The 14,096-nt window shown below is 39.0% G+C and carries 3 protein-coding genes; all 3 read left to right on the top strand.

Annotated elements, in window-relative coordinates; all coding sequences use genetic code 11:
- The gene (locus BGO42_RS02970; protein ID WP_286748643.1) at positions 1-3,450 is read left to right on the top strand and encodes a VWA domain-containing protein; all 3,450 of its coding nucleotides are present in this window, start codon (positions 1-3) and stop codon (positions 3,448-3,450) included.
- A 9-nt stretch (positions 3,451-3,459) separates the two neighbouring features.
- A complete protein-coding gene (locus BGO42_RS02965) occupies positions 3,460-4,182 on the top strand; it encodes a LolA3 family protein (protein WP_273246048.1) in 723 nt (240 codons plus the stop codon).
- A gap of 89 nt (positions 4,183-4,271) precedes the next feature.
- Positions 4,272-14,096, top strand: a 9,825-nt coding sequence (locus BGO42_RS02960; RefSeq protein WP_286748674.1) for a thrombospondin type 3 repeat-containing protein, incomplete at its 3' end; no start/stop codon positions are given.

Raw genomic sequence — 14,096 nt, 5'->3', positions numbered from 1 at the left:
ATGATTAGTATAAAATTGAAAAATTTAGTTTTAATAGTGTTTTTACTATTGTCTGGCATGACTGTTTTGGCTCAGGTTTCTCCGGAAGAAAGACAGGCACTGGTTGATATATATAACAGTACTAATGGTAAGCAATGGAAAAACAATAAAGGCTGGGATGTCACGAATCCTAAGGCAATTGTGACTTCCTGGGATGCTGCAAAGAAAACGGGATGGTATGGTGTAACGGTTAAAGACGGACATGTTACCGATATTGTTTTAAACGACAATAATCTTGTTGGAGAATTAAAAGCAGATCCGGATGCATTTCAGGCGTTGACCCGTTTTTTAATTAATGGGAATAGAGTAACCGGCGAATTAGCCGAAGATTTGCTGGAGCCAATGGGAGAGTTGCCTAAATATATGGACAGCGCTCCAATGGCGACACAAGCTACAGTGGCTAAGAGTGTAGTGGAATCAAAGGAGACAAAGGTTGTAGCGGATAACGCAACGACAGTAACAACCGATAAAAAGCGTTGGGAATCGTGTACCAGAAATAATGTCAATTCACCGATAGTAAAAAATATATTCCTGAAGTTTATAAAATACCTGGTTAATGCTAAAAATAGTGGTGTACCGGATTACCAGATTGAAGGAAGTAACCCTCCGGAATTTAACGCATTAAAACCATTTATTACAGATCCGAATCCTAAGATATCACATTTCGGTACCGATGTTGATCCTTCTAATAATCGTTTAAGGGAAATGCGTTTTTCTTTTACTGGGGATCATGGTGAGTATGATGTTCGGCTTTACGGTGATTTTTCGGATATCGCCTATGTTAATTTTGACATTGATTTAAGTGGTTATACCGATTTTCATCATTATTTGAATTTGCAAGGAGATTATTCAGATAATTATCCTGGCTATAGAATCCATTTAAAGGAATTTGAGTTTATGCACATTGATTTCTGCCCAGATAAATTACCCGTTTGTGGTGACAAAAACAGAATGATATTATCAAGTTCTTCCGGATTGGAAACCTTGTGTTCCGGGCAATTTATTAAGGCTACTTTCTATCCTTCTATGTCCAGTGCCGATTATAATATCACGGTTCAAAATTCAAGTGGCGTTACCGTGTATGCCGGTACATATAGCGGTGCAAGTGAGGTGTATATCAATGCGCTTGAAGCGGGTACGTATACGCTTTATATGGATGTTATGAATTATGATAGCGGCTGTACATTTTCGGTTCAACAACAGTTTACGGTTCAGAATTGTGGTACTTTTTGTGCTTCTAATAACCCAAATTCGATTATTGTAAGACATTTATATATTAACCTGATAAATCATTTGGTAACCAAAATGGTGACCGATGGTATGATAGCAGATGGGTATTTTCCACCACAATTGAGTGCTTTGGCGCCGTATATTTCGGATCCGAATCCTAAAATTTATAATGCACACTTTGCAAATCACGGGGAATATTTCCGTTTTTCATTTGCCAATCATGGAAGTGATTATGACGTTTCGCTTCGATATACGCCAAATACCACTGTAACCGGTATCGATTTGTCCGGATATTCATCGGCCAATTTAGTTTCGACTATTCCGGTGCTCTTAAATACGAATGCAATGGAGCCGAATCATACGGTAAAACATATCGATTTTTGTCCGGCAACACCTGTATATTGTACGACAACGAATCCAAATGCTCCGATAATTAAAACCTTGTTTCTTAATTTGATCAATAAATTAAGATCACTCCCTATCGGTGGTGTGCCTAATGGGTATACCTGTACGGAATTAACAGCTTTGGCGCCGTATATTTCGGATGCAAATCCTAAGATTTACAACTTTATGAATTCGGGAGGATCGATATCATTCTCCTTTAATCCACACGGATCGCAGTATGATGTGGTAGTGCCTCTTTTAGGTAATTTTAGTATCACAAATGTGGAGTTCAATAATTATGTTACGTCGGATATGCAGGCGACATTCAAAACGACTTTCAGTAATGGTTCGGTAAATAACAACGGCGGAAAGGTTAAGCATATCAATTTGTGTCCGGACGAACTGTACTGTGTGTCGCACGTGGCAATCGTAGTGGACGAATCCGGATCGCTTGATGATACCGAAATCCGAAAAATCAAAAAACAACTAAAAGCATTTGTTCAGCAACAGGCCGATACGAATGATAATTTAGGAACGAATATTTATATTTCCCTGATCGGTATGTCCGACAGTGATACCTATAACAGAACCGATGCGATTATGCAGGTTAAGGTTACCAATGGCTCGACTTTAAATCAGTTTAATAACTGGATTAACGGTTTTGGTGCCCGATACGGTCAATCGGGAATCAGTCATGGTTCCGATTACTGGAACGGTGCTTTACAAAAAGCATTAAGCACTACGATGAAACCGAAGGGGGTTATTATGATCACCGATGGTTGTCAGACAGCAAATGTTTCGCAGTTGGTTAACACGATGAAATTATTTGATAATTATAGAAATCCGGCGAATCCAACAACCCCATTAACACCAAATGGTTCGCATTTATATGTACTGGGAATCGAAAATGGTTTCTATGTGGATTCAGAAACGGTAGTAAGTCAGCGAATGGCTCAAAACCAGGATCCTAATCTAAATCCAGCTTTGGTAGCACCTACGTTGCAGACTAACGATTTTGCCCGAATTGCCGCGGTTGAACATACCGATGTGATTCAAACACAAGCGGAGTCACGCCTTAGAAAATCATTAAAATTCTTATTGGGTTATCCTGCAGATCAATTCCCGGTAGCGAGTATCGATTATTTTAAGCCAGCCGATTATTATGGTCATGATAACTTTAATATCCTGGGTTCAGATGATCGTTACCTTTCGGAGAAATTGGTAGACAGTCAGATTTCTTGTGGAATCTCCATTACAAAAGATTTTTGTGAGGATTGTTATTCGTTCCAACCGGAACCCGGAAAGGAATATATCTTAAGTGCCTGGGCAAAAGAAGAAACGAACGAGCAGTTTAAAACATTTGTGAATCCTGCGATTACACTGATTTTCTATCACAACAAACAGGCATTGCCGCAACACGAAATAGCGAGAATAACGGCAACACCTTCCGGTGAAATTATCGACGGATGGCAACGCATCTTTACCAAATTTAAGATTCCGTATTCGACAACAAGTGCTATCAATAATACCATTTCAATTGGAATTGAATTAACGAATAATAGCCCGAGTATTCCGGTTTATTTTGATGATATACGGGTGCATCCTTTAAAAGGTAGTATGAAATCATTTGTATACGATCCGGAAACCTTTAAGCTGATGTCGGAATTAGACGATAACAACTACGCTACTTTTTATGAGTATGACAATGAAGGCGGACTGGTGCGTGTTAAAAAAGAAACGGAGAGAGGTGTGAAAACCATTCAGGAAACCCGTTCCGGAAGTGTAATTAAAAACTAAAGGGTAGTCATGGTACATAAAATCATTACATCCGTTTCCATCCTTTTGATGGGATGTCTCGTACAGGCACAAACCGTAGGAGAGGTTTTTAAGAAAATTACAGCCGGATACAGTATCGCACAACCGCTGCAGTATAAAACCGATTATAAACTGTTTAAAGATCATAAGTCGACTAAGGTTGAAGAAAACTATAAAGGCGTCTTTTACAAAAATGCAGAGAACGAAGTGTATATTAAAATCAACGATACGGAGATTATTAATACGAAGAAAACCAATATAAAAGTCAGCCATTCCGAAAATGCCATTGTGGTTTCGAATCCGGTTGCCAATTATTTCGGGGAAGCCGATTTTAATAAAGTATTCGAATTGTGTAAACTGAATTCGTTTAAAGATTTTAAAACCCATTGGGAAATTATTCTGGAACCGAAAGCCTATTCCGGATTGACCTATTCCAAGATCGTTTTAAATGTATCGAAAACCTATTTTATACAAAAACAGATCTTTTACTATAACACGGGAATTAATTTTTCCAAAGATTATAAAGGAACAGATGTTAATTATCCGAGATTGGAAGTGGTTTATAGCGATTATAGCAGAAAAGCAATTCCAGCTTCGGTTTTTAATACGCAAAACTACCTTACCATCTCCGGTAAGAATAGTATTGTTTTAGCTCAACGGTTTAAAAAGTACGAAATAATTGATGAACGAATTATTTCTAATAACATAAAATAAAAATCAGATATATGTATATCCCTAAGCGTTTATTTATTTTAGTATTTACATTATTTACAGCGTTTGTTTTTGGACAACAGGAAGAAACTATGGGGGGCCATAGTTCGGGTAGCCAGTTGCATAGTTTACCCATGCTTCAGGTTACCGATCCAAAATATGCTTTTTTAAGTCAGCAGAATGTTTTTACATCTGTAGATCCCGCGGTATATGTCCATTTTGGGTTTCAGGACGATTTAATTAATATGGGGGCAAATTTAGCCATATACTCTTGTGAGGTACGACTAAAAATTATGCCATTTAATAATTCGAATGGTTCTTTGAGTGCCTATAATATTACGCTAAAGATTAAACGTGATAATGTAAACGAAGCGGCAAAAATGAATGATTATGTGGTGTATAAATTACCAGGTATTCATAAAGCCAATGTTGCAGTAGAGGATATACGTTATATGGACGCAATGGATCAGGCTATCCCTTTGGTTAGTAATTCTGCGGCTTATTTGAGGCTATCGTTTAAAACGGATCGCTATTATAATATTAAAAATACAACGGTTAATCCGGTTACGAGAAGACTCATTAAGTACAATGGAATGTCGGAAATGGTGGTTAACAATGTAAGTGATGGTGCCGAAGAACTGGAAATCAACTGGACGCGTTATAATGACGCACCAGCGACGGAATATGAACTGGAATGGACCTGGGTGGATAACTTTGGGCCAAACGGTACGAAATTGTTGCCTAACCAGATTGCGTTAACAGAGCAGGATTTTAAACTGAATAGTACCAGAGTACAAACCAAAGAATTAAAGTACAGAATTCCGTTGGTGTTTTCCAAAGGATATCTGGTATACCGTGTAAGACCGGTTGGACGCTTCCTGGACGATACCAAAAAGAGCTATTTTGGAACCTGGTCTTCAGGATTGGCCGGCGCTTTCCAGAATGTAGCTAGCTGGGGTACTTTCCTTGAAATTGATGCCGATCATGAAGTAGGTAAAAAGAACTGGCAATATCAGGCATCTTTTGCCGAAGATGGTAAGAAAAAAGAGGTTGTAAGTTATTTCGACGGTACGTTGCGTAGCCGTCAAACGGTTACAAAAACCAATACCAATAATAAAACCATTGTAGGAGAATCGGTCTATGATAATCAGGGACGTGTTGCCATAGAAGTATTACCAACACCTATTGAAGCTTCCGGTATTCGCTATTACCGGGACTTAAATAAAAATGATAACGGAAAGGTTTTTACCCATCATGATTTCGATTGGGATCGACTGAATGGATTAATCTGCGAACCTATTGTGCCACCGGGAATGTCAAAAAGCTCGGGAGCCAGTAAATATTATTCGGAAGAAAATACAATACTAGGAAACTACCAGGATTATGTGCCGAATGCCAATAAATATCCTTTTTCTCAGATTGAATATACACCGGATAATACCGGGAGAATCCGAAGAAAAGGAAGCGTGGGACAAGAACTTCAATTGGGTACCGGTCATGAGATGAGTTATTTTTATCTGCAACCGGATCAGGAAGAATTAAACCGACTTTTTGGATATAAAGTTGGGGATTTCAAACGCTATAAAAAGAATGTAGTTGTCGATCCGAACAAACAGATTAGCATCAGTTATATGGATCCACAGGGAAGAACTATTGCTACCGCATTGGCCGGAGACAATCAGGAAGAACCTATGGTGTCATTAGAAGATGAAACCAATACTGCATTACACCAGAAGACAACAACGAATGTGTTGTCGAATAACGATGCCTATGCTACCGGACTAAACGGAATCCTATTGGATGGAGTACGCTTAAATAAGCAGATAGGTGTTGTTAAGGATGAAGCGCTAACCTTTAACTATGGATTCACGCATCTTACGAATAGTTATACCGACTATTGTATGGGTGGAAAACACTATCCTTTTGTCTTTGATTGGATCATCAGACTTATGGACGATTGTGGGAACGATTTATTACTCAGACGAGGCGGCGGGCCTCCTAGCTATATGCGATTAGGAGTGGTAAACCTAAATTTGTTTACACCCGCGCCACCAATGGCGTTTAGTACTGTCGCTGGGACGGGTGTGTTAAAAATCGGTTCGTATACTTTGAATAAAGATATCCGGGTGAATCAGGCCGCTTTAGAGCAATATGCGGATGATTATATCACATTACTAAAACAAGAGACCAATGTGTGTTATCCGGATTTGGGAGCCTTTACGGTCGATATTAACGAAGAAGACTGTCACGTGACGTGTAGAAGTTGTGAAGAAGCGCTGATTTGTACCTATTTGACACCACAGGAATGTGCAGCATATAGAACAACGTTTCCTGCTGGTACAGACGAAAGTGTATTGGGTGACATCAATGTAAGAGAATATTATGTCTTACTTGCCGAACGAAAATATGTAATCGACAATCTGAATACCAATTTCGGAGGAAGTTCATTTGCTTATAATGGATCACTATTTGTGGATCAGAATGGACTTGTTTCACAGTATACAATCAATATATATGTGACTCGTTTCAAAAAGGAACTTAGAGCAATGTTAGATGGTTGTAGAGAATTGTGTATACAACCGGGAGATACCTGTAATATCAATACCAGCATATTGTTGTCGGATGTTAGTCCGCACGGGCAATACGGATCAATTTCGGGAATCGATTTTCCAACGGCACAACCGGGTGGAACAACAACACCTGCGACTAGTGTAGATGATACCTTGAGTTTGTTTAATGAAGACAACCAATTGTTATATGGTGGTTCTTCGACACAGACGTATGTCGATTTGGATACCGGATTAACCGTTACACAAAATGTATCGAACTACAACTGGAGAAGACCGGCAACACCATATATGGATGATAATGGTGACTTTGCAAAGGTTAAAGTCGAAAGAATCAATTATAATACTTATATACCGGAAGTAATGCCTTCGGCTAGTGTCGAAGATGATCCACTGGATCCTACTTCAAATAATAAATATGTACGTCCGCAATATTTAAGAAATGTAACGGATTTTGTCAATAACTGGCAAGCAAGCTGGGCAGAAGCGTTATTGCCATACCACCCGGAATACCAGTATCTGAAATACAATAAAGCAATTTGTGCTAAAACAAATTCAGCCGGAGATAATTCAGATAGCTTTGATGAGAAACTTAAAGGCATGGATTATACCAATGTCTTTACAACAAATGGAATAGTACAAAATTTAGTCAATATTACGGCTAATGACCCTTTCTATAACAGTCAGATTACAACAATGCCTGCACAGGGTATTTCGTACGAGGTAGAAACGGCTGCTGATTTTAACCTGAGAAGGAATTTATTGCAGGAAGCGATGAATACGAATTATGAGGGTATTAAATTGGCTAATAACGCACGATTGAATATGCTTCAGATGGCGTATTATACGACTGTCTTTGGTAATGGAATTGCGCCGGCTTCTGTATATCAGAGTTTGGTTACGACTCCGGTTAACCAGTTGCTTCCAATTCTTAATGCGCTGAATCCAAGTGAAAAAGAGCGTGTTTGGAAGAGCTTTATGAATAACTATATCGCGTTTAAACAAAAAACGAGAACGGTATATTCCCATATGTTTGCTTTACGAAATAGTGGTTATAACGGTTGTATTGGCGACGTACAGAACGTTGATACCTTTGTAACACTATTTGAAAAATATAATACGACAAGTAATTATACTAACCTTTTACAGCGAATCAACCAGGCTTTTGCAACTCCGGTTCCAACAACACCTGCCGGTACGATACTGGCTTGTTCTACAACTACAGTGGGTTACTATAAAAACAAAGAAAAACGATTTATATCGGCAGATTACGGCTTTAACTCCGGTGTTCCGGGAGCACAGGCAATTGCTGATGCTACTGCCGATGCGGATGCACATACGTATCAGCAAACCGGAAAATGTCCATTATTAGTGGACACGGAAAGTTTATTAAAAGGATTGATCAATCCTTCTTTCCAGAGTCAGGGATTGTTACTTTACGGTTTTAATGCGTACAGTATGCCGATGTTAACACCGGATTTATTTAATTCGGTATTGTTAGACCCGGCTGCTTATGCGGCAAACCCGCAAAATGTTACCATTAATGGAAATATTGTAAATGGGGGAGCGAGTTTGAATCTTACTTTTAATACAGCGAGCGGTAGTATTGCACAACCAATCGAACTTAGAATTCTAACACAATCTTTAGCTATAGGTTACTATATGAATGGCTGTAACGAAACGTTACCAGCTCCTACATGGACGGCTTATAATACAAACTTTAAGATTGTTGATTTCAAGAACATTTATTATGTACCGGGATCATTTAATCCAGCCAATAATACCTATAAATTCCAGATTGTTGCGGTTTTAAAAAGACTTACGGGAACAAGTTGTCCGGCTCTAGAAGAGATAGTACTTGAAGGAACTATTAAAGCGGCTATCGGACAATGTAGTTTTGGTGATTCGGCTGGAGAAACAGGTGAAAATTGCGACAAACGCGTGCGTTTTGAAAAAGCATTGGTACGTGTTATGAATGCTTTAAAAGGAACAAATCCAAATATTCCGGGACAGTTGTTTACGTCTGGTGTAGCCTTAAATGGCGCTCCAAATGATAAGTATACCTATGGTAGCAGTGTTATGCCGGAGGTATTAAGCGACTTGGCATTAAATTCGACCTGGTCGTGTAGTGTGAATACCAGTTTTACCGTTAACGGTCCAACTCCATTTACGATTTATAATCTGGTGAACGAATCCGGAAACCCATCTTTCCTTCCGGGCTCTTTTTATAGAGTAACGGGAATAAAGATTGAAAAAAATATGGTGAATGGTGTTGCAAGTGGTGATGACAAAATTGCAATCAGCTATCTGGATCTAAAAGATCAGGTGTTTACCTTAAATGGACGTATCACACCATTAAACTATAGTTGTATCTGTACGGAAGAAGTTTCTCAGATGCAAGTTGCTGGTGCTAATTTCTTAAACCTGACGAATCATCTTTGGAGTGTAGGAGGCAATTCCGGACCATTTTTACCAAGTATTATAGCAGATGGATATAATCCGGTTGAAATGCAGGCTGTAGCACCTTACATTATTGGTAACAATCCAACGGTGAACCAGTATACAACCAGCTGGTCTAACGGATTATCAACCCAAAGTGGAATTAAGTTTAATTTCTTTGCCGGTTCATCGGCATGTCAATTTGAGCTTCCTCTTTATACTTATCCAAAGAGAGGGGGGACTTTTAACACTTACGTCCAGAGTATTACGCATTTTTCCAACTTTAAGATACTTCAGGATTTAGGCAATAATACGTATGCTTTTAGTGTTTTTGTACATCATGGTCCGTTTTCGGATGGTGACCGATTCGGGTCGACTTTTCCGGCTGGAATTCAGGAAGCTTATGGTACGATAAGCTGCCTTCAGCAAGCGTTCTGCGAAGAAGAATTTGGGGTAACGAATGCATTGACATCCGTATTAAAGGATCTTATACAAAAGCAAACTGTAGCCGATGGGTCTACAGCTAACGGATTACCGGCTTTAAATACGTATGTTCAGTTATCTGGAGCGGCTCCGTCAGCCAGTATCAATAACTTCTACAAAGTAGAAAATAGTGCCACTTCTCAAATTGGATTTACGTTTGCTAAAGAATCAGAATGTGAGGTAGTGTTTACGGTACCGGGTGCTTCATTTGCAAATGTTACGAATATTTCGGGATTGTCATTTACCAATACACAATCGGGTAATTTTACAGCTACGGTTACAACGAATACCGGAGCACAAATTGTTGCCAACGGTACCAGTAAATGCATTACTGCACGAAAATGTAATTCAGTAATTCAGGTGCCTTGTACATCTTGTATACCGTCTACCGTTCCTCCGATGGCTTGTGTGGATAAATGGTTCCAGTTCCGCGATATAATGGATATCGTACAAGGGTATCAAATGCCGGATCATTTGGCTCAAGATGCGAAATATTTCTGTGAAGCCAACTTAGGATATCTGGTTACAGATTATATCCATTATTTGAATATAACGGGAGCTTACGATGTTAGTATGCCGAGCTTTATAACGATAAGTGAATTCGGAGCAACCAATTTGAATTATGGTTATAATGGTACCCAAATGGTTATTAATGCCTATGGAACGTATTTGATGTCGCATCCGTTTATCGAGTGGAGTGAATTCGTAAATCAATATGTGACGGAAAATAAAATTTGTCCTCCGGCACCTATGGTACCAACCATTAATTTGGAAGTAGATAATATTCCTACCCCTTGTGAGATTTTTGTACACTCGGTACAACAGACTTATTTACAGGAATTAATGGAGCAATATTTTGCTACGAAACGAGAAGAATTTAAACAAAAATATATTCAGGCTGCTATCAGCGGATTACAGGAGTCGATGACAAAAGTATCTTATGATAAAGAATACCAGTATACATTATACTATTATGATCAGGCAGGAAACTTAGTGCAAACAGTTCCACCGCAAGGGGTATCCCGATTAGCACCCGGAGCCGACAGTACTATTAATACTGTTCGAAACGCGACGCCTGAAGAAGAGCAACAGGTTGTAAACGGTATCGTGGTAGATCCTAATCACACGATGAAAACGGCATACCGTTATAACTCCCTGAATCAGCTGGTATGGCAAAAAACACCGGATGGTGGTGAAACGCGATTTGCTTACGATCAGTTAGGACGTATTATTGCCTCACAAAATGCAAAACAGGCGGCGATGCCAAAACCAAGATTTAGTTACACACGTTATGATGGTCTGGGACGTATTGTGGAAGCTGGAGAATACGAGCCTCAGCAAGCCTATATTAATGAGGAAGGAAACGTTATAATTGGAGGTTCTCCGGTAAGCGATCTGGAAACATATAATTATAAACGCTATGAGGTAAACCGAACACTTTATGATACTCCGGTTGTAAATAGTACCAGTTGGTTTGAATCGTATTCCGATAATAATAACCACAAAAGAGTTACTGCTATACTAACGTATAACATCATGGAAGATGGTGTAAACTTTGATGAACAGGAAATCATCGCGAATGACCGATATGATAATGCTGTTTTGTACGATTATGATATCCATGGAAATGTAAAAGAACTTATTTATCATACGAATAAAGAGATCTTAAAAAGTTTAAACCAGGATGTCAAAAAAGTTATTTATGATTATGACCTGGTGAGTGGAAACGTGAATAGTGTTACGTATCAGCCTAAAAAAGCGGATCAGTTTATTCACCGTTATGAATATGATGCCGATAACCGTATTACACAGGTTTATACCAGTAAAGATAAAGTTGTATGGGAAAAAGAAGCGAAGTACGACTATTACGAACATGGTCCTTTAGCGCGACTTGTAATTGGAGATAAGCAAGTTCAGGGATTGGATTATTTCTATACGCTTCAGGGATGGCTTAAAGGGGTAAACTCGGAAAAATTAGGAACGGTAATAAAAAGTTATTATTCAACCAGTGATATTGGCCATGACGGAAGTACTCAGAATGGTACCGGTAAAGATGCATTTGCATTTGCACTTCATTATTTTAGAGGCGATTATGCTTCCAGACATCATGTTGTAAATGGCGTTGATAATTCACTTCTGTATTATACCAATACCTTAAATTTAGGAGGTGATAACAATTTATATAATGGAAACATTAAAGCGATGGTTACCTCTTTAATGAATCCAACGCAGGCAAATTTATTATCACAGTATAATTATTACAGATATGATCAGCTAAACAGACTTAAGGAAATGAATTCCTTTAGTGTTAGTGATTTCTATAATGAAAGTTCCTATCGTTCGAATTATTCGTATGATAGAAATGGAAATATAATGACATTAAACCGTTGGGCACCAAGATCAGTTGGCTTGGGCGCAGTCGATTTAATGGATGAGTTAACATATCATTATCAGGATGGAACAAACAAGCTGACACAGATCAACGATACTGTTCCAAATGATGCATTTACCAACGACATCTCGAATCCGAATGATACCTCCTTGGATATTGATAACCAGGATAAAAACAACTATCAGTATGATGAGATCGGTCAGTTGACCCGTGATGAAAAAGAAGGCTTAAGTATTAGCTGGAGAGTGGATGGAAAAGTGAAATCGGTAACCAAAGCAAACGGAACTGTAATTGATTTTGAATACGATGGTTTAGGAAAAAGAATTGCTAAAATTGTTACCAATGGAAACGATGTGACCACTACGTTCTACCAACGCGATGCACAAGGAAATACATTGAGTACCTATGAGATGATCAAGAGATGGGGACAACCGATTAAATACTACCTGATTGAGCAGGAGATTTACGGAAGTAGTCGTCTTGGAGTTGAAAAAGGAAGAAAAGAGCTTAATGCGGATACCGGAAGAGGAATCGCTTTACGAATGGATGCGCTTGTTGCTACGGCACAAATTGCAGACAATGTTTCGCAGGCGTTATTAACAACACCGTCTTCTATTTGGGGATTATCGTTTAGCGGAAATAACAATGTTACTTGGGGCGATGGCGACAAGAGCATCAATTTCTTCGATCAGGGCGGAAAAACACAAGAATTTGAAATCAGAACGAATTTCAAAATTGTTGGAGGCTCAGCGATGACAGTCAATCAAAATCATGCGTTAGTAACTTTAGACGGTGCCAGAAGACCGGAATATAAACAATGGGATAATAGTATTGCGCGTATTGTGATTAAGAGAAATGCCAATGGTGCCTATGTGCCGGCATTAGAAGTTGAAAAGTATACCAAAAGGTTCCACCGTTATAAACCGTTTTTTGTTTTCCACAGACGTTGGAATTATAGAAACTATAAAACCGTTTGGACCTATGAGTTGAGAAATGCGATACCGGAAACAGAATGGAATTTCCATGCGAAGGTATCGGTAAGTGGCGATAGTTTTAGCCCTCAGTTTACGATTAACGGAAATGTTTACACGTCGCGAGATTTTATAACGAATGTAAATCAAGAGTTAAACGGGCCGGAATCTGGAGATACAAGAGAATTCCCGGAGCCAGATCCTGTTTCGAATACTTTAGGTAAAACCGCAAAAACATACGGAAATGTTGACGGGAACTATTTTGGAAATTCGTTCCAGGGAGTACCTGTTGAAATGTGTGATTTTACGTACACAGTGAATAATGGTCAGGGCTCAGATAATACTCCGGTATATGTCTTCCCGTTTGATGAAGGACCGGTTGGACAGCCTACGGCAACCAATAATTTGTTGACCATGACAAGAAATGGTGTTCCGTATACGCAATCGTATTGTGGGCCTACAGCATTAGATTCTGATGGTGACGGAATTCCGGATTCGATGGATAACTGTCCGAATAAATTTAACCCGGATCAGAAAGATTCTGACGGTGATGGTGTTGGAGATGTTTGTGATAACTGTGTGAATACGTACAATCCAAACCAGGCCGATACCGATGGTGATGGTAGAGGAGATGTTTGTGACAACTGTATTAACAATCCGAACTACAATCAGATTGACACGGATGGTGATGGTAGAGGAGATGCTTGTGACAACTGTAGAACGATTTACAATCCAGGTCAGGAAGATGCTGATGGAGATGGTATTGGAGATGTTTGTGAAGGATTGGATCAAGGGCAGGGTACATCTGCAGCAATTGGAACACCGGTTACAGCCTATCGTTTTGTAGGAGATAAAAACTACGAATTATCGAACCATTTAGGGAACGTTCTTTCCGTAATTACAGACCGTAAACTAATAGGACGTTATAATACGAGTTATCTGTTTTTACCAGATGTAATTTCATATAATAATTACTATCCGTTTGGGATGCTGGTACCTAACCGCCATGAAGCCTCAGAATCATATCGTTACGGGTTTAACGGAATGGAAAAAGATGATGAGTTA

Source organism: Flavobacterium sp. 40-81 (assembly GCF_001898245.1).
Taxonomy (GTDB): domain Bacteria; phylum Bacteroidota; class Bacteroidia; order Flavobacteriales; family Flavobacteriaceae; genus Flavobacterium; species Flavobacterium inviolabile.
The sequence above is the reverse complement of the archived record's forward strand: the minus strand, read 5'-3'. Positions and strand labels throughout refer to the sequence as shown.